The following is a 21,793-nucleotide window of genomic DNA, read 5'->3' as shown; positions in this document are numbered from 1 at the left end:
TGAAGGTTCCCTGATGGAAAACTCCTCTACCCTGCCCCTGGGGTCGGCGGCCGCGCCGGCCAAAGAAAGAACCACCTCCAGCCGTCTGAAATCGATCTTCAGCGGTTCGGTCGGCAATATGGTCGAATGGTACGACTGGTACGTCTACGCCGCGTTCTCGCTGTACTTCGCCAAGGTCTTCTTCCCCAAGGGCGACACCACCGCCCAGCTCCTCAACACCGCCGCGATCTTCGCCGTGGGCTTCCTGATGCGCCCGATCGGCGGCTGGCTCATGGGCCTGTATGCCGACCGCAAGGGACGCAAGGCCGCGCTGATGGCCTCGGTCCTGCTGATGTGCTTCGGATCGCTGATCATCGCCCTCACCCCGGGCTATGAAACCATCGGCGTCGGCGCCCCGATCCTGCTGGTGGTCGCCCGCCTGATGCAGGGCCTGTCGGTCGGCGGCGAATACGGCACCTCGGCCACCTACCTCAGCGAGATGGCGACCAAGGAACGTCGCGGCTTCTTCTCCAGCTTCCAGTACGTGACCCTGATTTCCGGCCAGCTTATCGCCCTGGCGGTGCTGATCGTGCTGCAACAGACCCTGACCACCGAACAGCTGCAAGCCTGGGGCTGGCGGATTCCGTTCGCCATCGGCGCCCTGTGTGCCGTGGTCGCGCTCTATCTGCGTCGCGGCATGGAAGAAACCGAGTCCTTCACCAAGAAGAAAGAAGAACCTAAAGAAAGCCTGATGCGCACCCTGATGCGTCATCCCAAGGAACTGATGACCGTGGTCGGCCTGACCATGGGCGGCACCCTGGCGTTCTACACCTACACCACCTACATGCAGAAATATCTGGTGAACACGGTCGGCATGAGCATCTCCGACTCCACCACCATTTCGGCGGCGACGCTGTTCCTGTTCATGTGCCTGCAACCGCTGGTCGGTGCGCTGTCGGACAAGATCGGCCGGCGGCCGATCCTGATTGCCTTCGGTATTCTCGGCACACTGTTCACCGTGCCGATCCTCAGTACCCTGCACACCATCCAGACCTGGTGGGGCGCGTTCTTCCTGATCATGGCGGCGCTGATCATCGTCAGCGGCTACACCTCGATCAACGCGGTGGTGAAGGCCGAGCTGTTCCCCACTGAAATCCGTGCGCTGGGCGTCGGCCTGCCGTATGCCCTGACCGTCTCGATCTTCGGCGGTACGGCGGAATACATTGCGCTGTGGTTCAAGAGCGTCGGCATGGAAACCGGCTACTACTGGTACGTGACGGCCTGCATCGCCTGTTCATTGCTGGTATATGTGACCATGAAGGACACCCGCAAGCATTCGCGGATCGAGACCGACTGAGTAACCTGGAAACCGGCGATATACCCCGCTCTATTGCCGTACTCAAAACCTTGTAGGAGCAGGGCTTGCCCGCGAAGCCTTTGGCGGTCTTGAGGCCCCTTTCGCTGGCAAGCCAGGCTCCTACAAGGTTCGGCGTTGTTTGCAAGACCGCGTTCCCCCGTTCACTCACGTCCTTACAGGGCGATCCCGGCGCATTTCTGTGCAATCGCAAAAGAATTATCGGCATTAATAGCCAGTTAATTTCCAAGCGACATTCTGAACCTACGTTAAATCGAGCTGGCCCCGGCCCTTGGCATCACGTTGAATGCCGACCTTTTCCGGCGCCACACATATCGATTTATACGATTGCTTTAAGCGTTTATTTGCGCTTTTTAATCAAATTTACAAGCGTAAAATCACTTCCACACCCAATGAACAAAACGAACACCTTCAGGAGCAACCACCATGAAAACCAAACTGATCCTCGCCCTGGCCCTCTCGGTACTGGCTGCCAACACCTTCGCCGCCGATGGTTATGACAAAACCCCAGGCGGTGCCTACACCGTAGCGGCCGATGGTTACGACAAGACTCCGGGCGCCAACGCTGTTGCCGCTGACGGCTACGACAAGACCCCAGGTGCCAACGCTGTTGCTGCCGACGGCTACGACAAGACCCCAGGTGCCAACGCTGTTGCTGCCGACGGTTACGACAAGACTCCAGGTGCCAACGCTGTTGCTGCCGACGGTTACGACAAGACTCCAGGTGCCAACGCTGTTGCTGCCGACGGTTACGACAAGACCCCAGGTGCCAACGCTGTTGCCGCTGACGGTTACGACAAGACTCCAGGTGCTGCTGCCATCAGCTAACTGACTTACACGGCTTTGCAGCCCGGCTTCGGCCGGGCTTAATAGTTTCTGGGATCACTGAATTCCATCACGACTCGCTCACCACCTGACCTATCGCATTTCCCCGCCACGCGTCGCACACTATCGTCCTCCCTTGTTCCCTCGGCCCTTGGAAACCCTCGAACCATGTCCGACGCCATCCACTACTACGAACCCGCCAACGGCCACGGCCTGCCCCACGACCCGTTCAATGCCATCGTCGGCCCACGGCCCATCGGCTGGATTTCCTCGCAGGATGCACAGGGCCACCTGAACCTGGCGCCCTACAGCTTTTTCAACGCGTTCAACTACATTCCGCCGATCGTCGGCTTCGCCAGCGTCGGCCGCAAAGACAGCCTGAACAACATCGAACAAACCGGTGAGTTCGCCTGGAACCTCGCCACCCGGCCCCTGGCCGAAGCCATGAACCAGAGTTCCGCGGCCGCGCCCGCCGAAGTCGATGAATTCGAACTGTCCGGCCTCACGCCCGCCGCCTCGCGGATCATCAAGGTGCCACGGGTAGAGGAAAGCCCGGTGTCGTTCGAATGCAAGGTCACCCAGATCATTCAACTGCAACGGGCCGATCAGGCGTTGGTGCCCACCTGGCTGGTGCTCGGCGAAGTGGTCGCCGTGCATATCGCCAAGTGGCTGCTCAAGGATGGGGTCTACGACACCGCCGCCGCCGAACCGATTCTGCGCGGCGGTGGCCCGGCGGACTACTTCCAGTTGGGCCCGGAAGCCTTGTTCAAGATGTACCGCCCACGCACCTAGTGACCAGCGCACGTCCGTGCAGGAGCCGGCTTGCTGGCGATGGCGGCCGAATGAGCGTTGCAAGGCTCAAGGGCCTCATCGCTGGCAAGCCAGCTCCTACAAGGGACCGTGCCCAGAAGAAGATCAGTTGCAAACCTAAGCGGCAGCCCAGGCCAACTCACCCTCTTCGTCGACATCAGCCAGTCGCGCAAGCTCTTGCGCGGCAGCCTCGTCGGCCTCGAAGGCGGTCTTGAACTTCTGTTCATCGAGTATTTTGTGAAACCGTGGTGCACCGGAACCGTCCAGGGCTTTCACGGCAATCGCCGCGCTATAACCGCCCTCACCGGGAACCACCGCCGAAACGGCTTCGAAGTGTGTGAATGCTTTACGTGCCATGCCTGTTATCCCGGCCAATTGATTGGCCGGCATTCTAAACCTTCAGCTGGCCAACTGCTGCAAGGCACCTGCGCTGGACAGATGAAAATCGCACTGGGCCCGGGCCGCGCTGACATCGCTGAAGGTATGGAAGTCGAAGCTGTCGACCACCAGGTCCTGGACCAGCTCGGCAAAGACCTGCATGGCCGGGGTATTGAAGTAGGCCGTCATGGCCGGTTGGTTGACCCAGAATCCGGACACCAACCACAGGTCGGCATCGGCCAGGGAGTGCTGCAGGGAAAATTGCAGGCAACCGGGGGCCTGGCGGGAGGGTTCGATCAGGCTGCTCAGCCGTGCGCCCAGCTCGGCGGAACGCCCAGGGCGTGCACGAACAAAGGCCATATGACTGACGGGGATAGGCTTGGACATGCGCGACGCTCCCGAAGAGAAGTTGTACTCGCTCAATCAGCCCGGGGACTGACTGCGACAGGAACAGAGATTAGAGTGTTTGCCGAGGGGTCGTTAGTCGATTCCTGCCGGCTTATTGCACAATCCTGCCGCGACGCCGATTCCCGCCAGCGCCGAGGCCCCCGGACTGCCCTCCCCCTCCCCACCGCGTTTTGAGCAACTTCCCGGCGCCTGGCCGCCTGTAATATGACCGTCATATGAAAAGACTGCAGAATCAGGCAAGAATTGCGCAGTATTGTCCTGGCGCTACGGCTTGCCCAAACTTAAGCTTGCCCCATTCGCAATCACCTCCAGGGCCCACCATGTCCTTGCTCGATCAACCCCAAGTCCCCCTGCCGGTAGAAATGGAAAAGTTGCGCGCGGAGCTGGCCGAGATCATCTACCGCAACACCGGTGAAGACGGCAGCTACGCCACCGCGGTGGGCTCGCTGCACCTGTCGCGCCATGGCCAGCCCCACGAATTCTCCCCGGTACTGGCCCAGCCGGCCCTGTGTGTCATGGCCCAGGGTCGCAAGGAAGTACGCCTGGGGGATGAGAACTTTGTCTACGACCCGCTGAACTACATGGTGGTTTCGGTTTCCATGCCGATTTGCGGGCGGATCACCAGTGTCTCGCCGGAACACCCGATCCTCGCCTTGCGCGTGGATATCGATCCGGCCGAAATCAGTGCCTTGATTGCCGAGGCCGGTCCCATGGGCGTGCCCAGCCGGCCCACCGGGCGCGGCTTGTATGTCGAGCGCCTGGACACACAGATGTTCGATGCCCTGCTGCGCCTGACCCGCCTGCTCGACAGCCCGAAAGACATCAACATGCTCGCGCCGCTGATCCGTCGGGAAATTCTCTATCGACTGCTGCGCAGCCCGCAGGGCTACCGGCTGTATGAGATCGCCATCGCCAATAGCCAGAGCCACCGGGTCAGCCAGGCGATCAAGTGGTTGAACGGCAATTTCGAACAACCGCTGCGCATCGACAGCCTGGCCCGCGAGGCCAACCTGAGCGTGTCGACCCTGCACCACCGGTTCAAGGCGATGACGTCCATGAGCCCGTTGCAGTACCAGAAGCAGCTGCGCCTGCAGGAAGCGCGGCGGCTGATGCTGATCGAAGGCCTGGACGCCTCGGCGGCGGGCTACCGCGTGGGCTATGAAAGCCCCTCGCAGTTCAGCCGCGAATACAGCCGGCTGTTCGGCGCGCCACCGCTGCGCGACCTGGCGCGGTTGCGCCTGAGTGTCTAGGCGCTAAGCCGCCAGTACACGACAGGCCTCTGCCGGAATGGTCACCGAGACCGCATGCCCAACACCCAGGCCGATGCCCTGGCACGGCGTGCTCAGCGCCGTGAACGAGACGCCGGAACACTCGACGATGGTTTCAATGGTCGAGCCGATATCGCGGACAAAGATCACCCTGCCGAGCAGGCGATTATGCCCTGCCGTCGACTCGGGCGCGGAGAGTTGCAGGTCTTCCGGGCGCACCAGCATCCGTACCTGCTTGCCGGCCTCGACAGCGGCACTGCTCGGCACCTCGATGCTCTCGCCCCCTGGTAGCCCGATCCTTCCGCCGCCCAGCACGGTGGCCGGAAAGATATTGCCCGAACCGATAAAGTCGGCGACAAACTCGTTGGCCGGGTGCCGATAGATCTCGATCGGCGTGCCCACCTGCTGCACCCGATGCTCACCCAGCACCACCACGATATCGGCCATGGTCATCGCCTCACGCTGGTCGTGGGTGACCATGATGGTGGTGATGTTCAGGCGCTGTTGCAGCTGGCGGATTTCCACCTGCATCGATTCGCGCAACTTGGCATCCAGCGCCGACAGCGGCTCATCCAGCAGCAGGAGCTTGGGCCGCGCGGCAATCGCCCGGGCAATCGCCACCCGCTGGCGCTGGCCACCGGAGAGCTTGGACACCGGCCGGTCGATCATCTCGCTCAGTTGAATCAGTTGCAGCAGTTCGACCACCCGCGCCTGCTGCTCGGCCTTGCCGACCCCGCGCAGCTTCAGCGGATAGGCGATGTTCTCGCCCACGGTCATATGGGGAAACAGCGCCAGGGACTGGAACACCATGCCGAAGTTGCGCAGGTGCGCCGGGGTCTGGCCGATGTCCTCGCCGTCCAGGCGGATCTCGCCACCGCTGAGGGTTTCCAGGCCGGCAATCATCCGCAGCAAGGTGGTCTTGCCGCACCCCGAAGGGCCGAGGAAGCACACCAGCTTGCCCTCGGGCAGGTGCAGATTGACGTCCTTCACCGCACAGGCCAGGCCGTAGTGTTTTTCGACGTTTTCCAGAATCAGTCCAGTCATGTTGCTTACCTCAAGAAATCAGAAGGAAACGCCGCCCTCGCCCACCAGCTTCTCCAACGCCCAGATCAGGACGAAGTCGATCAGCACGATCAGCACGGCAAAGGAGAAAACAGTAGGGTCCAGGGACGAGACGGTGCGGCTGTACATCCAGATCGGCACGGTCATCACGTCAATGGTGTAGAGGAAATAGGTCACGGTGAACTCGTTGAACGAGACGATGAACGCCAGCAGCATCCCGGCGAGAATCCCCGACTTCATCAACGGCACCACCACATCGAGGATCGCCCGCTGCGGCGAAGCACCGAGCATCTGCGCCGCCTCCTCGACCTCGCTGCCGATGGAGAGCATGGCCGCCGTGCAGTTCTTCACCACGAATGGCAAGGCCAGGATCACGTGGGCAATCACCAACCGCGAGAAGCTCATCTGGAACGGCAGGCTGTCGAACACCAACAGCAACGCCAGGCCCAGCACCACCATCGGAAACACCAGGGGTAGGGACATCAGTTGCAACGCCACGGCCTTGCCACGAAATTCGCAACGCACCAGCGCATAAGCAGCGGGCACCGCCACCAGGGTCGCAAACACCATGGTCAGGCAGGCCACCAGCAAACTGGTAGTCATCGCCTTGCCCAGGCTCAGTACATCGCTGCTATCGGGTGAGACGAAGGTCTGCCAGGCCGCGCGATACCATTGCAGGCTGTAGCTGCTGGGCGGGAAGTCGAGGTTCGAGGCACCGCTGAAGGACATGACGATCATGGTCAGGATCGGCAGCACCGCCAGCAGCAGGATGATCCCCGAAAGAACCCCGGCGAAGCGCCCGGTCTCCCCCGGCAGGATCGACAGGCGTTTGGACGACGACAGGCTCATTGGCAGGACTCCAGCATCCGGCGCCGACGGCCGGTGACGTATTCGGACAAGGTCATGATCGCCAGGGTGGTGATGATCAGGACCACGCCGGCCGCCGAAGCCGCCGGCCAGTTCATCAGCGGGGCAATCTGGTCATGGACCATCACCGCCAGCATCGGTACACGCCGACCGCCCAGCAGCAGGGGCACGACAAAGCTGCTGGCGTTGTAGGCGAACACCAGGGTCGCGCCGGTGATGATGCCCGGCAGGCTCATCGGCAGGACCACTTGGCGAAACACCTGGAAGCGGCTGGCGCCGAGGGTCGCGGCGGCCTCTTCGTAGGTGCGGGCGACACCGCGCATGGCGCTGGCGATCGGCAGGACCGCGAGGGGAAAAGCGGTCTGCACCAGGCCCATCAACACACCGTTCTGGTTGTACAGCAGCATGATCGGGCGCTTGATCAGGCCCAGGCCCATCAGCGCCTGGTTGAGCATGCCGCCGGGACCGAGAATCACCAGCCAGCCATAGCTTTGCAGCAAAAGGTTGACCAGCAGCGGCAGGAGCACCGCGGCGAGGAAGATCCGCCGTAGAAACGGCGAGGTCAGGCGCGACATGGTGTAGGCCACGGGGATCGCCAGCAGCACCGCGATCACGGCGCTGAACAGCGCCAGGCGCAGGGTCAGCAGCAACGACTTGAGGTAGTAGGGTTCAAGCAGTTGCGCATAGCTGGCGAGGCTGAAGCCGGTCCATTCGGCGCCCTTGGTGCCGACGCTCATCCGTAGCACCAGCAGGCTGGCGAGGATCAGCACGGCGAGAAACAGCATCGACGGCGAAAGGAAAAGCCAGGCCCGGGCGGTGGGCGAAATCCCCGTAGAGGGACGCGGCAAAACCACGCCGACCGGCCGGGTCAGAGGTTGGTGTTCCATAAAAAGAGTCTCGACTGAGAGAAATCATCAACAAGGCAGAAGCTGGCGGACACACCTGATCGCCAGGATTGAACGCGGTCCCTTGTAGGAGCCTGGCTTGCCAGCGAAGGCGTCCTCAAGAACGCCAAAAGCTTCGCGGGCAAGCCGGGACGCCGGACCGCCTGCTCCTACAGGTTGCGCGGTGTCTTCGAATCCTGGCGCGACCTGAACCTCAGGACGAAAAGATTTCCGTATAGCGGCGAATCCATTGGTCATGCACCGTCGCCAGGAAAGCGTTGTCGTGCATGATGGCCTTATCGGCAATCTGTTCCGGCGTCAGGATGTAAGGGCTCTTGCGCGCCTCGGCGGAGATGATCGCCTTGGCATTGACCGGACCGTTGAAGATGTCTTCGGCCATCTTGCCCTGCACCAGCGGGTCGAGCGAATGGTCGATAAAGGCGTAGGCCAGGTCGGTATCGCCAGGGCGATTCTTCGGCATCACCGAGAGCATCAGGTCGGTGTAGAAGCCTTCCTTCATACCGAATGTGGCACCCAGGCCGTAGGCCGGATCACGGATCTGTTTCGGAAAGAACGCCGGGGCATACAGGCCGCCCAGGTCCAGGGAGCCGGTACGGAACAGCTCGGCGATCTGGTTGGGGTTTTCCCCAAGGGTGACCACGCGGTCCTTGAGCTCGGCGAGTTTCTTGAAGCCCGGCTCGATATTGTGCTCGTCGCCACCGGCCAGCTTGGCGGCGATGATGATCAGGTCCATGGCCTCGGTCCAGTTCGGCGGCGGCAGGAACAGATTGCTGGCGAAGTCCTTGTCCCACAGCGCCGCATAGCTGTCCGGCGCTTCTTTCACGGTGCGGGTGCTGTAGACCAGGCTGTTGCACCAGAGCAGGTAGCCGATGCCATGGCCGTTGGCGCCGGTGCGGTATTTTTCCGGCACGTCGACCAGGTTGGGAATGCGGTTCAGATCGGGTTTTTCCAGGAGCCCGGCAGCGGCCAGGCCTTCGGCGCCGACACCGGCCAGGGTGATGATGTCGTACTGCGGACGATCACCGCCGGCCTTGAGCTTGGCGACCATTTCCGAGGTGCTGCCGGTGCGGTCGGCGATGACCTTGGCGCCGGTCTTGGCCTCGAAGGTCGCGGCGATATTGCGCAGGGCGGCAAGGCCGGTGTCATCGGACCAGGTCAGCAGCTTCAGGGTCTTGCCCTGGAAGCGGGTGTCGCTGGCATTGGCCCGGATAAACGGCATGCTCATGGCGGCGGCGGCCACCGAAGCGACGCCCACGGTCTTGATGAACTGCCTTCTGTTCAGGTCGTACTGGCCCATTTCGGACTCCCTTTATTCTTTTAGGTATGAGGTCGGTCGCAACGTCTGCGGCCGGTCTTCGATCTCGCTGGAGCCCCCGTGGACCGTGGGTCGTAGCTGAGTCGGCGGGTTCATCCTGAGGTCGCCTGGGACCGGCAACAATCGAAAGTTTGTCATTGAAGCCATGCACTCGGCGCATGCCTCATTTCGAGGCATGCACTGCCCTGTTTTACAGGGCGCGAATCACATGTTTGATTTCCTGGAAGGCCTGCAAGCCCCAAGGCCCCAGCTCACGGCCCAGGCTGCTCTGCTTGTAGCCGCCCCAGGCGGTTTGCGGGAAGATCACCTGCGGCGCGTTGATCCATACCAGCCCGGCCTGCAAGGCATTGGCGATACGTTGCGCGGTCTGGGCATTGCTGCTGACCACGCTGGCCACCAGGCCGAACTCGCTGTCGTTGGCCAGCGCCAACGCCTCGGCCTCGCTGGTAAAACTGCGCACACAGAGCACCGGGCCGAAAATCTCTTCACGCCATAACGCACTGTCCAGGGGCACTTCGGTGAAGATGGTCGGTCGCAAAAAATAACCGCGCGCGAGCTCCGGCGGACGTCCGCCGCCACAGACCAGTCGGGCACCGACACTCAGGCCACGGTCGATATGAGCGAGCACACGCTGGTATTGCGCCTGGTTGACCAGCGCGCCCATTTCCACCTCGGGGTCGAACGGGTCCGCCACACAAATGGCCTCGGCCCGCGCAGTGAGGCGCAGCAGGAATTCATCGGCGATCTCCTCCGCCACCAGCACCCGGCTGGTGGCCGAGCACATCTGCCCGGCATTGAAGAAACCGCCGCCACTGGCGAGCTCAACCGCCAGATCGAGGTCGGCATCGGCCATCACCAGCAGCGCCGATTTGCCCCCCAGTTCCAGGCTGACGCCCTTCACGGTTTCCGCTGCCCGCTGCATCACCTGGACTCCCACCGCATTGCTGCCGGTGAAGGAAATCTTCGCCACCCGAGGGTCGGCCGCCAATGGTGCGCCGACGGCCAGGCCGGTGCCGCAGACCAGGTTGAAGACCCCGGCCGGCAAGCCGCTCTCAGCGATGATCGACGCCAGTTCCAGCTCCGGCAGCGGCGTGACTTCCGACGGTTTGAGCACCACGCAGCAACCGGCGGCCAGGGCCGGAGCCAGCTTCCAGGCAGTGGTGACCATCGGGAAATTCCACGGCACGATCAGCCCCACCACCCCGCACGGCTCGCGGCGGACATGGGCGGCGAAGGCGTCGCTGGGCAGCTCGACCGTTTTGTCCTGCTGCCCGTCGAGGGCCTCGGCCAGGCCCGCGTAATATTCGAAGGTGGCAATCACATCATCGACATCGATGCCCGCCTCGAACAGCGGTTTGCCGTTGTTGCTCGACTGCAGGTGCATCAGGGTTTCGCGGCGCTCGCGCACGCCCTCGGCAATCCTGCGCAGTACAGCGCCACGCTGTGCCCCGGTGGTCGCCGACCAACCGGCAAAAGCCCGGTTCGCCGCGCTCACCGCCTGATCCACCGCCTGCCCATTGCCACCGGAAACGCTGCCGAGCAGAGCCTCAGTCGCCGGATTGATCACCCGTAGCTGTTCGCTGCCGGAACGCCATTGGCCGTCGATATAGAGGCCGTCCTGATTCATTTGCGCTTTCATCACCAGGCCTCCCCTTCCATCCACAGGTGCTGGTCGATTTCGATCAGGGTCGGTCCCTGGCGATCCGCGGCGGCCTCCAGGGCGCTACGCAAGGTCTCAACACCGGAAACGGCCTCGGCCACGCAACCCAGGGCCCGGGCCACACCGATAAAGTCCGGGGTATAGATATCCACGCCAACCGGGGTGATAGCGCGATTGACCATGTATTTCTTGATCTCTTCGTAGCCCTGGTTGTTCCACAGCAGCACGATGATCGGGGTCCGCGCTTCCACCGCACTGGCCAGTTCCGACAGGGTGAACTGCAAGCCGCCATCGCCGATCAGGCAGACCACAGGAGGCCGCTGGCTGCGTTCGCTGGCGCCGCCCAACCAGGCACCGATGGCCGCCGGCAAGGCATAACCGAGGGTGCCGTAGCCGGTGGACGAGTTGAACCAGCGCCGTGGGTGCTCCGGGTTCAGGGTCAGGTTGCCGGTGTAGACCGGTTGGGTCGAGTCACCCACCAGCACCGCCTCCGGCAACACCTCGAGAACGGTGTTGAGGAATTGCGTCTGGGCACGGGTCGGAGCGTCCCAAAGCGCATCCAGTTCGGCGCGCAAGGCGGCAGCGCGTTGCGGTCCCCAATCGCCTTGGCGTGCAGCCAGCGCCTGGCCTTCGACGGCGGCGAGCAACGCCTCGGCGGCGGTCCGCGAATCGGACACCAGCGCAACCTTGGGCGGATAGTTGCGCACGGTCTGATCCGGGTCGATATCGACCCGCAGCAAGGTGCCGGGAATCTCGAAACCACCGACAAAGGTGATGTCGTAGTCGGTTTCCGCCAGCTCCGTGCCGATGGCCAGGACCACGTCGGCATCCGCCACCAGGGCACGGGTCGCGACCATGGATTGGGTCGATCCGATCAGCAGCGGATGGCGCGACGGCAACATGCCCTTGGCGTTGATGGTCAGGGCCACCGGAGCCTCCAGCCGCTCTGCCAACCGGGTCAGCGCGGCGGCCGCATCGATGGCACCGCCACCGGCGAGGATCAGCGGATGGCGGGCCTTGGCCAGCAGTTCGGCCATTTGCGCGATCGCCGCGGGGGCGGCGCCGGCACGGGTAATCTGCACCGGCTGACTGTCGAGCAAGGCATCGGCGTTTTCCACCAGTACATCGAGAGGAATCTCGATATGCACCGGACGCGGCCGCCCGGCCTGGAACAGCGCGAAGGCCCGGGCCAGCACCGCCGGCAATTCGGACGCCGACATCAGCGTATGGGAGAACGCCGCGACACCCGCGACCAGCGTGCCCTGGTTCGGCAACTCGTGCAGCTTGCCGCGCCCACCGCCCAGTTGACTGCGGGACTGGACGCTGGAGATCACCAGCATCGGGATCGAGTCGGCATAGGCCTGGCCCATCGCCGTGGTGATATTGGTCATGCCGGGGCCGGTGATGATAAAGCACACACCCGGCTTGCCGCTGGTGCGGGCATAGCCGTCGGCCATAAAGCCGGCGCCCTGTTCATGGCGCGGCGTGACATGCTCGATGCTCGATGATGCCAGCCCGCGATAGAGCTCCACGGTATGCACGCCGGGAATGCCGAACACCTGCTCGACCCCGTAGCCTTCCAGTAACTTGACCAATACTTCGCCGCACGTCGCCATCTGTCCCGCCCTTCTTGTTCGTATAAGCCATGCTGCCGATGAGCACAGCGATAGGGTTATTGGAGCGTTTGGCCGATGGCGGGCACAAGGCAAAAATAGTCATACTAGGCATGTCCTGTCGTCATGCCTGAGCTGCCCCGCCATGAAACGTCCGCCACCGCTGCCCGCTCTGCATACCTTCCTGGTCACCGCCCAGTGCTGCAACTTCACCCGCGCGGCCGAGCTGCTGCACATCACCCAGGGGGCGGTGAGCCGGCAGATCGCCGGGTTGGAGAGCCACCTGGGTTATGCGCTGTTCCAGCGCCAGGCCCGTGGCCTGAGCCTGACGGCCCAGGGCCGCGAGTTGTTTCCGCGGATCCAGCAGGTGTTCAACCTGATCGACGAAGCGGTGGATCAGGTCGGCGCCCGGCGCGAGGCCCTGCAACTCAAGGCCCCGACCTGCATGATGCGCTGGCTGCTGCCACGCCTGTTGCAATGGCAGAAGGAGCGCCCGGACGTGCCCGTGGAGCTGACCACCACGGTGCAGCACGCGGTGGATTTCCGCCGGGAAGAATTCGATGCCGCCGTGGTCTATGGCCCGGCGCCGGGGCCCTCGGTGGCGTCTCACCATCTGTTCGACGAGCAACTGACGCCGGTTTGCTCACCGCAACTGCTGGAAGGTCCGGTGCCGCTGAACAGCTTCGCCGACCTCGAGCAGCATATGCTCCTGCATCCCACGCGCGACCAACGGGACTGGGAAGCCTGGCTCAAGGTCGCGGGCGCGCGGGTCAGCAATATCAGCAAGGGACAGCATTTCGACACCCTGGACCTGGCGATGAGCGTGGCATCCCAGGGCACGGGCGTGGCAATTGGCGATTGGGCGTTGATCGGCGAGGACCTGAGTGCCGGAAGGCTGGTCATGCCGTTCGATCTGCGGGTGCGCACCGGGCAGGCGTATTACCTGGTCTACCCGGAACGGGCCGGGACGGCGCCAGAGTTGCGGGAGTTGATGGAGTGGCTGGTGGCGCAGGCGGCGGAGCGGGGTTGATAAGACCTGCAGGAGCCGGCTTGCTGGCGATGCAGACGCCGCGGTGTCTCAGACAGACCGCGTTATCGTTCATCGCCAGCAAGCCGGCTCCCACGGGAGGCACGGTGTATCGCTAAAACTCAGTAGCCGACGGCGAAGCGCTGACGCGAGTGTGCCGGTTTCTCGACTTCATCCAGCAGGGCGATGGCGTAATCGGCAAAGGTGATCCAGCTGCGACCTTCGGCACTCACCAGCAGGTCATCCTTGCCCAGGCGGAAGTGCCCGGTACGCTCGCCTTCGACAAACTCCGCCGACGGCGACAGGAAGCTCCAATCAAGTTCCTTTTCCTGACGCAAGGTCTCAAGGAACTCCGCCCCCGCACTGGCCTCAGCCTTGTACTCCGCCGGAAAGCCCGGGCTGTCGATCACCCGACCGCCACCTGGCAACAACAGCGAACCGGCCCCACCGACCACCAGCAGGCGCTTGACCCCGGCCTTCTTCACCGGACCGATCACCGCTGCGGCCGGCAGGGTGGCGAAATGCGCGGCGCTGATCACCACATCGTGACCGGCAACCGCCGCTTCCAGCGCCGCGGCATCCAGCGCATCGACCGCCTTTTTCACCACACCGGCACGCTCGGCGATCTTCGCCGGGTTACGGGCAATGGCGGTCACGCTGTGGCCGCGACGCAGGGCTTCTTCCAGCAACTGGCTACCGGCACGGCCGGTGGCACCAATGATTGCAATCTTGCTCATGACACTCTCCAGTTCCAATCGAATGACGCTGTGCGTCGAGGGGGCCTTCCCGCCCAGGGAGCAGGAAGGCTGATCTACAGATACGTCCAATCAACAGGTGAGCGAACTCACCACTTCATCTCGCCCTTGGCGACCTTGGCGCTGAGCTCCAGGGAGGACTCCTCGCCGAGGCCCGGATAACGCTTCTTCATCGCCGCAATCAGTTCAGCGGAATCCTTGGCCTTGGCGGTCTCTTCGTCGAAGGCCTTGATGTAGTCCGCGGTAAATTGCACCGCCGCAAGGGAACGCGAGCTGTCGCCAAGGAAATGACCGGGCACCAGGGTCTTGGGTTTCAGCGCCTGGATGTGTTGCAGCGTTGCCAACCAGGCCCGATGGGACTGCGCGGTCTGGGTGTCGGCCATCCACACATGGATGTTTTCCGCCACCACCACACCGCCCACGACCGCCTTGATCGACGGAATCCAGACAAAGGTGCGATCCGGTTGCTGGCTGTTCAAACCGATAACTTTCAGCTCACGCCCTTCCAGCGTCAGGCGATCGCCCTTGAGCACCTGGGGCAGCACCGTGTGCGCCGGCACATCGGCGCCCATTTTCGGCCCCCAGAAAGCCAGCTTACCGTCGACGGTGGCCTTGATATGCGCCACGGTCGGCGCCGATGCCAGCACCTTGGCCTGGGGGAACGCCTGGGTAAGGGTATCCAGGCCGAAGTAGTAGTCCGGGTCGCCATGGCTGATGTAGATGGTGGTCAGTTGCTTGCCGCTGGCGCGGATTTTTTCCACCAGTTGTTCGGCCTGGGATTTGCCGAACTGGGCATCCACCAGGATTGCCTCCTTCTCACCGCTGACCAGCACCGAACTCACCGGGAAAATCGCCGAGGTCCCAGGATTGTAGACATCCAGGGTCAAGGCCGGCTGGGCTGCCGCCGCGTGGGCGACAAAACCCAGGGTGGCGCTGGCGAGCAAGAGGCGACGAAACAAAGACAATCCGATCATGTGCAACTCCGAGATCTGTTGGCCGTGATGGCGATGAACAGAGCTTAGTTGCCCGAACCGATACAAAAAATGCGATGCTGGAACATAGTTTGTTTCTGAAAGTGGTCAAATCATGGATCGTCTTACGGCAATGCGGGTCTTCGTCACGGTGGTCGACCTGGGCAGCCAGTCGGCGGCGGCCGACCATCTGGACCTGTCGCGCCCGGTGGTATCGCGCTACCTCGCGGAGCTGGAGGACTGGGTCGGCGCCCGGCTGATGCACCGTACCACCCGCAAGCTGAGCCTGACCGCCGCCGGCAACGAAACCCTGCCACGCTGCCGCCAGATGCTGGAATTGTCGGCAGACCTGCAAGCCGCCGTCAGCGTACCGGACGAGGCGCCGCGCGGGCTGTTGCGGATCAGCGTCAGTACCTCATTCGGCCTGGCGCAACTGGCCGATGCCATGGCCGAGTACGTCAAGCACCATCCGGGCGTCAGCGTCGACCTGCAGATGCTCGACCGCACGGTGAACCTGGTGGATGAACGCATCGACCTGGCGATCCGCACCAGCACCGAGCTGGACCCGAACCTGATCGCCCGCCGACTGACCGTCTGTCGCTCGGTGATCTGCGCTTCCCCGGCCTATCTGCGCGAACATCCGGCGCCGCAGCGAGTGGAAGACCTGAGCCGACACAACTGCCTGACCCACTCCTACTTCGGCAAAAGCCTCTGGCATTTCAAGCAGGACGGAGAACAGGTTTCAGTGCCGGTGCAGGGCAATATCAGCGCCAACGAGGCCAGCACCCTGATGCAGGCGGTGATCGCCGGGGCCGGTATCTCGATGCTGCCCACCTACCAGGCAGGGGCCTATATCAAACGAGGCGAATTGGTGCGCCTGCTGCCCCAGGCCGAACCGATACTGATGAACATCTATGCGGTGTACGCCTCACGCAAACACATGCCGGCGACGCTGCGCAGCATGCTCGACTTCCTGGTGCGGCGCTTTCCCGAAGTGCCACTCTGGGACGAGGGATTATAAGGACTGGCCGATCCACCGGCTGAATAGCGCACCGACGATATGCCAGGTATGACTGGCAACTCCCGACAACTGACCTAGGCTTGAATCAGTACCTTCTAGCGAACTGAGTTCGGCAGAGTCAGAGGTCAAGAGCATGAATATTCTAAAAACAAGAAAGTGTGCCGCCGTATTAGCTGTCACCGCCGTTGTAGCGCTCTACGCCACCGCGGCCTGGCGGGTAGAACAGATACGACAGACGCCACGGGGGTTATCCACCTGCCACCTGGATTTCTGCGTGCCCCATACGGCCAGCCTGAGTGCATTGAGATAATCTCGGCGGTTGTACTTACGAGGCTATCGAATAGCAGGCTATCGAGTACACTGGCAAGCATCCCCGCGCACTTGCCTGGTGAGCGGGTCAACCACTGCTTGCAGGTTCTACCGTGACCAATCTCAATCAGCCCGGCCAAACGAAGCCGGCGATTCGCAGTATCCTGATCGCCTTGATGCTGGCGATTTTCCTCGGTGCGCTGGACCAGACCATTGTCGCTGTCTCGATGCCCGCCATCTCCGCCCAATTCAAGGATGTCGGCCTGCTCGCCTGGGTGATTTCCGGCTATATGGTGGCCATGACCGTGGCCGTGCCGATCTACGGCAAGCTCGGCGATCTCTACGGTCGACGCCGGCTGATGCTGTTCGGCATGGGCCTGTTCACCCTTGCCTCGCTGTTCTGCGGCATGGCCCAGAGCATGGAGCAACTGGTGCTGGCGCGGATCATCCAGGGCATCGGCGCTGGCGGCATGATTTCGGTCAGCCAGGCGATTATCGGCGACATCATCCCGCCCCGCGAACGCGGCCGTTACCAGGGTTATTTCAGCAGCATGTACGCGGTGGCCAGCGTGGCCGGGCCGGTCCTCGGCGGCTATATGACCGAGTACCTGTCGTGGCGCTGGGTGTTTCTGATCAACCTGCCGCTGGGCCTGGGTGCCTGGCTGGTGGCCCACCGCACCCTGGTCGGCCTGCCGATACCGCAGCGCAAGCCGATCATCGATTATCTCGGCACCGTGCTGATGATCATCGGCCTGACCGCCCTGCTGCTGGGCATCACCTTCATCGGCCAGGGCCACCACTGGAATGACGGGCAGGTCCTGGGCCTGCTGGTCACGGCGCTGATCGCCCTGCTGCTGTTTGTCCTGCACGAACGGCGCACCGTGGAGCCCTTGCTGCCGATGCACCTGTTCCTCAACCGCAACGCCCTGCTGTGCTGGTGCACGATATTCTTCACCAGCTTCCAGGCGATCTCCCTCACCGTACTGATGCCCCTGCGCTTCCAGAGCGTGACCGGGGCCGGCGCCGACAGCGCGGCCCTGCACTTGCTGCCGCTGGCGGTGGGGCTGCCCATGGGCGCCTACTTTGCCGGACGGCGGACCTCGGTGACCGGCTACTACAAACCGCTGATCCTGATCGGTGCGCTATTGATGCCGCTGAGCATCCTCGGCATGGCGTTTACCCCACCCCAGGCGGTGCTGCTCAGCAGCCTGTTCATGCTGCTCAGCGGGATCGCCGGCGGCCTGCAGTTCCCGACCTCGCTGGTGGGTACGCAGAACTCCGTGGCACAGCACGATATCGGCGTCGCCACCAGCACCACCAACCTGTTCCGCTCCCTCGGCGGCGCGATGGGCGTGGCACTGATGTCGGCGTTGTTGCTGGCGCTGTTGCAGGACTCCAGCCTGAGCCATTTGGCCGGCGCTTCGCTGGTCACCGAAGGCAGTTCGGGCAATGCCTTGCTCGAAGGCCTGAACAGCGCTGAAGGTCCGGCGCGCGACGCCTTGCGCGCCGAGCTGCTGTTGACCTTCCGGCACCTGCTGCTGATCAGCGCCGCCGTCGCCCTGCTGGGTCTGGCGGCGGCGCTGGCGATGCCGAACAAGGTCCTGCGCGGGCGCGAAGACAAGGCCCGCTAGTCGAAGGAATTCCCTGGTGAGGTCGGTCAAGGGCTGTAGTAGCCGACCGCCACCAGGTACTGCCCGACCCGCCTCAGGTAGGCATGCTTGTCTTCGATCTTTCCGGTCACCGGGTTCTTCCAGCGATACTCATACTCTGCGCGCTCCTGCTTGGCCATCAGCGCCAGGATCGGCTCCCCCACCGGTTTGCCGTCGGGGTCCCTGATCTTGCTGAAGTCGGTGTTCACCAGTCGCAGGTTGGTCCCGTGGGCCAGGTAACGATGGGTTTTCAGGTCCACCACGAAGACATACAGGTCGTCCTCCAGGAAACCCAGTGCATTGATCGACTCGAGCGTGGCCTGCTTGTCCTTGCCCAGATCGGTCGCCGCCCTGGCCAGCAAGGCTTCGGCCTGCTGCGGCGAGGCTCGGGGCAGGTAATAACCGACCGCGAGGATGCGCTCACCGACCCGCTGGAAAAACACCCGCTTGCGCTCGACCTTGCCATCATTCCAGTTCTGCCAGCGATACTCGGCCTCGTGGATGCCGCTGCCTTCCGGGGTCTTGAGCGTGTCCTTGAATGCCTTGCGCAAATCCAGGCCCAGGGCCTCGGATACGTCGCGCCCGATCAACGCTGAAGACGGCCCACCGCTGGCCAGCATCACCCCTCGGGTGTCGACCACAAACACATAGCGGTCCTGATCGACGAACTCGCCCTGGCGACTGAACGCCGCGAATGCCTTGTCGCCCTGGTCGCGGTAATAAGCCACGGCCTTTTCCAACAGCGCCTTGGCCGCCGGCGCCTCATCCGCCGGTGCGGTCGCTGCAAGCGCCGACCCCAGGCACAGCAACATCAAACAGCCTGACAAGGCCCGTGTTAAAGCAAACCCCATGATGCAGCCCTCATTCGTGTTGGTCGCACAGGAGCGTAGACCGCCACCGCCTATACGGAAGCATTCAGCAAGCCGTGGTCGGGACGCCCGAACTCCCTGCAAAATGTGCAGGCATTTTTTATCCGTGCCACTAGAATGCGTCCATCGGGAACCCGCCTACGGAATCGTCATGCCGCTTCGCTCAGTACTCTACTCGCAACGCTCGCTGATCCTGACGCTGATCGCCCTGCTCGCCAGCGGTTTCCTCGCCACCTCCCTGCTCAGCTACTATGCCTCGCGCGCCTCGATCCGCGACGGTATCGTCAACACCGAACTGCCCCTGACCTCCGACACGGTCTACTCGGAAATCCAGAAGGACCTGGTCCGCCCGGTGCTGATTTCCTCGATGATGGCCCGCGACACCTTCATGCGTGACTGGGTGGTGGCCGGCGAACGCGACCCGCAGCAGATGACCCGCTACCTCAACGAGGTCATGACCCACTACGGCACCTACACCGCCTTCTTCATATCCGCCAGCAACCTGACCTACTACCAGGCCAAGGGCGTGTTGAAGAAAATCCGCATCGACGACCCCAACGACCTCTGGTATTTCCGCGTGCGGGACATGCAGGCGCCCTACGAGATCAATGTCGATCCGGACACCGCCAACAATAACCGCCTGACCTTCTTCATCAATTACAAGGTCTTCGACTACGACGAGCACTTCATCGGCGCGGCGGGTGTCGGCCTGACCGTGGACGCGGTGGTCAAGCTGATGGACAAGTACCAGCAGCGCTACCAGCGCAGCGTGTACTTCGTCGACACCTTCGGCCGCCTCGTACTGACCGGCGCCGACGGCGGCCCCGAAGGTGCCCGGGCCGGGCAGTCGCTGAACGACCTGGCGAGCATGAAGAACCTGCAGGCCAAGCTGCCCAAGCCCCACGATGGCAGCTACGAGTACACGGAGCCGGACGGCAAGGAGCACTTCCTCAATGTGCGCTTTATTCCGGAGCTGAATTGGTACCTGTTCGTCGACAAGCGCGAAGACGGCGCCCTCAGCGGGATTCGCCAGTCGCTGTACCTGAACCTGCTGATCTGCCTGGTGGTGACCCTGATCGTGCTGGCCCTGCTCAACCGCGTGATCCATCGCTACCAGCGCAAGATCCAGGCCCTGGCAACCCTCGACAGCCTCACCGGCCTGCCCAACCGCCGGGGCTTCGACCTGCTGGCGGTCCAGGCTCTGCATGAAGCCCAACGCGAACCCAAGCCACTGACCGCGCTGCTGCTGGATATGGATCACTTCAAGCAACTCAACGATACCCACGGCCACCTTGCCGGCGATGCCGTACTGAGCGGATTTGCCCGAGACCTGGAGAGTTGCCTGCGCCAGTCGGAAATCATTTGCCGCTGGGGTGGCGAGGAATTCATTGTCCTGCTCAAGGACACCGACAGCACCAATGCCCTACTGATCGCCGAGAAAATTCGCCGGCATATCGAACAACAGCGCTACAGCTACAACGGCCAGGGCCTGCAAGTGACCGTCAGTATCGGCCTGACCTCGCTGCAACCTGACGACACCCTGCACAGCCTGCTGGCCCGGGCCGATCATGCGCTGTACCGGGCCAAACAGAGCGGACGCAACCGCGTCTGCAGCGACCTGTCGAAATCCGCCCATGAATGACCCAGGCCTCTGCCCGGCCTGCGGCGCGCGCAACGACTGTGCCCTGGCCGACCCGCGCACTGCCGACCGGCCCTGCTGGTGCTACAACGTCAGCATCGACCCGGCGATACTCGAAGCCTTGCCCGACGAACTGCGCAACGCCGCCTGCCTGTGTCCGCGTTGCGCGCAAGTAGACGAGCAACTGAAGGCGCCCCCAGCACCTGCGCCATAACCTAATATGCTCGCCCACCCCGAAGTTTTCAGCCATGCGCCTTGACCGTTTCCTCAGCAACCTGCCCCGCTTCAACCGCCAGCAGGTGCGCCTGTTGCTGGTGCAAAAACGAATCAAGGTCGACGGCCTGATCGTCGCCGATCCCCATCATGAAGTTCGCGAGTTCAGCCAGGTCGAGGTCGACGACGACGTGCTGCAGGCAGGCCGCCCGCCACGCTACTTCATGCTGCACAAACCCCAGGGCTGCGTCAGTGCCACCCGCGACCCGGAGCACCGCACCGTCCTCGACCTGATCGACGAACCCGAAGCCGCCGAGTTGCACATCGCCGGCCGCCTGGACTTCAACACCACCGGGCTGATGATCCTGACCAACGATGGCCAGTGGTCGCGCCGGCTGACCCAGCCGCAGACCAAACTGCCCAAGGTCTACTACGTGGAGACGGAGCAAATCATCGGCCCCGAGTACGCCGAAAGTTTCGCCCGTGGCCTGTATTTCGCCTTCGAAGACCTCACCACCCAGCCCGCCACGCTGGAGTTGCTCGGCCCGCGCAGCGCCCGGTTGAGCATCGTCGAAGGCCGTTATCACCAGGTCAAGCGCATGTTCGGCCACTTCGACAACAAGGTCCTGCGCCTGCACCGTGAAGCCATGGGGCCGCTGGTGCTGGATGAACAACTGGCCCCGGGACAATACCGCCCGCTACGCAGCGAAGAAATCGACCGGATCTGAGCGCGACGACGACCGCTGAGCAGAAGTCACCGAGTTATGACAAATCGTTCCTTGCACAATCGGCACATGCCTGCTTGAATCAGACCGTCAGCCAAAATATGACTGACGAGTCACATGATTATTCCAAGAAACTCTTTGTCGGCTGCG

At 62.9% G+C, this 21,793-nt stretch carries 21 protein-coding genes; 10 read left to right on the top strand and 11 right to left on the bottom strand.

Annotated elements, in window-relative coordinates; all coding sequences use genetic code 11:
- Nucleotides 1-13 precede the first annotated feature (13 nt).
- From M5C56_RS22610 to M5C56_RS22600, 3 genes are all read left to right on the top strand, one after another.
- The gene (locus tag M5C56_RS22610) at nt 14-1,336 is read left to right on the top strand and encodes an MFS transporter (protein ID WP_103498149.1); all 1,323 of its coding nucleotides are present in this window, start codon (nt 14-16) and stop codon (nt 1,334-1,336) included.
- A 444-nt stretch (nt 1,337-1,780) separates the two neighbouring features.
- On the top strand, nt 1,781-2,182 hold the full coding sequence (locus M5C56_RS22605) for a hypothetical protein (RefSeq protein WP_247263323.1): 402 nt from the start codon (nt 1,781-1,783) through the stop codon (nt 2,180-2,182).
- Between the two features lie 165 nt (nt 2,183-2,347).
- Entirely contained in the window at nt 2,348-2,971 is a 624-nt protein-coding gene (locus M5C56_RS22600; protein WP_103499865.1) for a flavin reductase family protein, read from the top strand.
- A 135-nt stretch (nt 2,972-3,106) separates the two neighbouring features.
- Here M5C56_RS22600 and M5C56_RS22595 read toward each other — a convergent pair whose 3' ends face one another.
- Together M5C56_RS22595 and M5C56_RS22590 are read right to left on the bottom strand one after the other, a co-directional pair.
- On the bottom strand, nt 3,107-3,346 hold the full coding sequence (locus M5C56_RS22595; protein ID WP_247263322.1) for a hypothetical protein: 240 nt from the start codon (nt 3,344-3,346) through the stop codon (nt 3,107-3,109).
- Between the two features lie 42 nt (nt 3,347-3,388).
- Nucleotides 3,389-3,754, bottom strand: coding sequence for an antibiotic biosynthesis monooxygenase family protein (locus tag M5C56_RS22590; RefSeq protein WP_100938753.1), 366 nt, complete (start codon nt 3,752-3,754; stop codon nt 3,389-3,391).
- A 341-nt stretch (nt 3,755-4,095) separates the two neighbouring features.
- Here M5C56_RS22590 and M5C56_RS22585 point away from each other — a divergent pair, with 341 nt between their 5' ends.
- The gene (locus M5C56_RS22585) at nt 4,096-5,025 is read left to right on the top strand and encodes an AraC family transcriptional regulator (protein WP_103497877.1); all 930 of its coding nucleotides are present in this window, start codon (nt 4,096-4,098) and stop codon (nt 5,023-5,025) included.
- 3 nt (nt 5,026-5,028) lie between these two features.
- Here M5C56_RS22585 and M5C56_RS22580 read toward each other — a convergent pair whose 3' ends face one another.
- The 6 genes from M5C56_RS22580 to M5C56_RS22555 all read right to left on the bottom strand — a co-directional run bounded on the left by M5C56_RS22580 (nt 5,029) and on the right by M5C56_RS22555 (nt 12,468).
- On the bottom strand, nt 5,029-6,087 hold the full coding sequence (locus M5C56_RS22580; protein WP_103497879.1) for an ABC transporter ATP-binding protein: 1,059 nt from the start codon (nt 6,085-6,087) through the stop codon (nt 5,029-5,031).
- Nucleotides 6,088-6,105: 18 nt separating this feature from the next.
- A complete protein-coding gene (locus tag M5C56_RS22575; protein WP_103497881.1) occupies nt 6,106-6,954 on the bottom strand; it encodes an ABC transporter permease in 849 nt (282 codons plus the stop codon).
- Nucleotides 6,951-7,859: an ABC transporter permease gene (locus M5C56_RS22570; protein ID WP_103497883.1), complete on the bottom strand. Its 909-nt coding sequence runs from the start codon at nt 7,857-7,859 to the stop codon at nt 6,951-6,953. The genes M5C56_RS22575 and M5C56_RS22570 overlap by 4 nt, the downstream gene beginning before the upstream one ends.
- Nucleotides 7,860-8,070: 211 nt before the next feature.
- Nucleotides 8,071-9,174, bottom strand: a complete 1,104-nt coding sequence (locus tag M5C56_RS22565; RefSeq protein ID WP_103496369.1) for an extracellular solute-binding protein — start codon at nt 9,172-9,174, stop codon at nt 8,071-8,073.
- Nucleotides 9,175-9,382: 208 nt separating this feature from the next.
- The gene (locus M5C56_RS22560; RefSeq protein ID WP_103496368.1) at nt 9,383-10,831 is read right to left on the bottom strand and encodes an aldehyde dehydrogenase family protein; all 1,449 of its coding nucleotides are present in this window, start codon (nt 10,829-10,831) and stop codon (nt 9,383-9,385) included.
- On the bottom strand, nt 10,831-12,468 hold the full coding sequence (locus M5C56_RS22555) for a 5-guanidino-2-oxopentanoate decarboxylase (RefSeq protein WP_103496367.1): 1,638 nt from the start codon (nt 12,466-12,468) through the stop codon (nt 10,831-10,833). The genes M5C56_RS22560 and M5C56_RS22555 overlap by 1 nt, the downstream gene beginning before the upstream one ends.
- Before the next feature lie 142 nt (nt 12,469-12,610).
- Between M5C56_RS22555 and M5C56_RS22550 the strand changes: the two genes are divergently transcribed.
- Complete coding sequence (locus tag M5C56_RS22550) at nt 12,611-13,495, top strand: LysR substrate-binding domain-containing protein (RefSeq protein ID WP_103496366.1); 885 nt, start codon at nt 12,611-12,613, stop codon at nt 13,493-13,495.
- A gap of 119 nt (nt 13,496-13,614) precedes the next feature.
- On the opposite strand, the gene M5C56_RS22545 is transcribed toward M5C56_RS22550, so the two are convergent.
- Both M5C56_RS22545 and M5C56_RS22540 read right to left on the bottom strand, forming a co-directional pair.
- Complete coding sequence (locus M5C56_RS22545; RefSeq protein WP_103496365.1) at nt 13,615-14,229, bottom strand: NAD(P)-dependent oxidoreductase; 615 nt, start codon at nt 14,227-14,229, stop codon at nt 13,615-13,617.
- A gap of 107 nt (nt 14,230-14,336) precedes the next feature.
- Complete coding sequence (locus M5C56_RS22540; RefSeq protein ID WP_103496364.1) at nt 14,337-15,221, bottom strand: MBL fold metallo-hydrolase; 885 nt, start codon at nt 15,219-15,221, stop codon at nt 14,337-14,339.
- Nucleotides 15,222-15,333: 112 nt separating this feature from the next.
- Between M5C56_RS22540 and M5C56_RS22535 the strand changes: the two genes are divergently transcribed.
- Both M5C56_RS22535 and M5C56_RS22530 read left to right on the top strand, forming a co-directional pair.
- Nucleotides 15,334-16,239, top strand: a complete 906-nt coding sequence (locus M5C56_RS22535; RefSeq protein ID WP_103496363.1) for a LysR family transcriptional regulator — start codon at nt 15,334-15,336, stop codon at nt 16,237-16,239.
- A gap of 422 nt (nt 16,240-16,661) precedes the next feature.
- Nucleotides 16,662-18,179, top strand: a complete 1,518-nt coding sequence (locus M5C56_RS22530; RefSeq protein WP_103496362.1) for an MDR family MFS transporter — start codon at nt 16,662-16,664, stop codon at nt 18,177-18,179.
- 26 nt (nt 18,180-18,205) lie between these two features.
- Here M5C56_RS22530 and M5C56_RS22525 read toward each other — a convergent pair whose 3' ends face one another.
- Nucleotides 18,206-19,048: a cache domain-containing protein gene (locus M5C56_RS22525; protein WP_103496361.1), complete on the bottom strand. Its 843-nt coding sequence runs from the start codon at nt 19,046-19,048 to the stop codon at nt 18,206-18,208.
- Nucleotides 19,049-19,217: 169 nt separating this feature from the next.
- Between M5C56_RS22525 and M5C56_RS22520 the strand changes: the two genes are divergently transcribed.
- The 3 genes from M5C56_RS22520 to M5C56_RS22510 are packed head-to-tail and all read left to right on the top strand — an operon-like array spanning nt 19,218 to nt 21,646.
- Complete coding sequence (locus tag M5C56_RS22520) at nt 19,218-20,708, top strand: sensor domain-containing diguanylate cyclase (protein ID WP_103496360.1); 1,491 nt, start codon at nt 19,218-19,220, stop codon at nt 20,706-20,708.
- A complete protein-coding gene (locus M5C56_RS22515) occupies nt 20,701-20,919 on the top strand; it encodes a cysteine-rich CWC family protein (protein WP_103496359.1) in 219 nt (72 codons plus the stop codon). The genes M5C56_RS22520 and M5C56_RS22515 overlap by 8 nt, the downstream gene beginning before the upstream one ends.
- Before the next feature lie 34 nt (nt 20,920-20,953).
- The gene (locus M5C56_RS22510; protein WP_103496358.1) at nt 20,954-21,646 is read left to right on the top strand and encodes a pseudouridine synthase; all 693 of its coding nucleotides are present in this window, start codon (nt 20,954-20,956) and stop codon (nt 21,644-21,646) included.
- Nucleotides 21,647-21,793: the final 147 nt, after the last annotated feature.

Source organism: Pseudomonas sp. MWU13-2862, from assembly GCF_023242495.1.
GTDB lineage: Bacteria > Pseudomonadota > Gammaproteobacteria > Pseudomonadales > Pseudomonadaceae > Aquipseudomonas > Aquipseudomonas gingeri_D.
This window is presented reverse-complemented; position numbering and strand designations above follow the sequence as displayed.

Coding starts and splice junctions, on each gene's coding strand:
- M5C56_RS22610 (WP_103498149.1), top strand. CDS start 14: ATGGAAAACTCCTCTACCCTGCCCCTGGGGTCGGCGGCCGCGCCGGCC.
- M5C56_RS22605 (WP_247263323.1), top strand. CDS start 1,781: ATGAAAACCAAACTGATCCTCGCCCTGGCCCTCTCGGTACTGGCTGCC.
- M5C56_RS22600 (WP_103499865.1), top strand. CDS start 2,348: ATGTCCGACGCCATCCACTACTACGAACCCGCCAACGGCCACGGCCTG.
- M5C56_RS22595 (WP_247263322.1), bottom strand. CDS start 3,346: ATGGCACGTAAAGCATTCACACACTTCGAAGCCGTTTCGGCGGTGGTT.
- M5C56_RS22590 (WP_100938753.1), bottom strand. CDS start 3,754: ATGTCCAAGCCTATCCCCGTCAGTCATATGGCCTTTGTTCGTGCACGC.
- M5C56_RS22585 (WP_103497877.1), top strand. CDS start 4,096: ATGTCCTTGCTCGATCAACCCCAAGTCCCCCTGCCGGTAGAAATGGAA.
- M5C56_RS22580 (WP_103497879.1), bottom strand. CDS start 6,087: ATGACTGGACTGATTCTGGAAAACGTCGAAAAACACTACGGCCTGGCC.
- M5C56_RS22575 (WP_103497881.1), bottom strand. CDS start 6,954: ATGAGCCTGTCGTCGTCCAAACGCCTGTCGATCCTGCCGGGGGAGACC.
- M5C56_RS22570 (WP_103497883.1), bottom strand. CDS start 7,859: ATGGAACACCAACCTCTGACCCGGCCGGTCGGCGTGGTTTTGCCGCGT.
- M5C56_RS22565 (WP_103496369.1), bottom strand. CDS start 9,174: ATGGGCCAGTACGACCTGAACAGAAGGCAGTTCATCAAGACCGTGGGC.
- M5C56_RS22560 (WP_103496368.1), bottom strand. CDS start 10,831: ATGAAAGCGCAAATGAATCAGGACGGCCTCTATATCGACGGCCAATGG.
- M5C56_RS22555 (WP_103496367.1), bottom strand. CDS start 12,468: ATGGCGACGTGCGGCGAAGTATTGGTCAAGTTACTGGAAGGCTACGGG.
- M5C56_RS22550 (WP_103496366.1), top strand. CDS start 12,611: ATGAAACGTCCGCCACCGCTGCCCGCTCTGCATACCTTCCTGGTCACC.
- M5C56_RS22545 (WP_103496365.1), bottom strand. CDS start 14,229: ATGAGCAAGATTGCAATCATTGGTGCCACCGGCCGTGCCGGTAGCCAG.
- M5C56_RS22540 (WP_103496364.1), bottom strand. CDS start 15,221: ATGATCGGATTGTCTTTGTTTCGTCGCCTCTTGCTCGCCAGCGCCACC.
- M5C56_RS22535 (WP_103496363.1), top strand. CDS start 15,334: ATGGATCGTCTTACGGCAATGCGGGTCTTCGTCACGGTGGTCGACCTG.
- M5C56_RS22525 (WP_103496361.1), bottom strand. CDS start 19,048: ATGGGGTTTGCTTTAACACGGGCCTTGTCAGGCTGTTTGATGTTGCTG.
- M5C56_RS22520 (WP_103496360.1), top strand. CDS start 19,218: ATGCCGCTTCGCTCAGTACTCTACTCGCAACGCTCGCTGATCCTGACG.
- M5C56_RS22515 (WP_103496359.1), top strand. CDS start 20,701: ATGAATGACCCAGGCCTCTGCCCGGCCTGCGGCGCGCGCAACGACTGT.
- M5C56_RS22510 (WP_103496358.1), top strand. CDS start 20,954: ATGCGCCTTGACCGTTTCCTCAGCAACCTGCCCCGCTTCAACCGCCAG.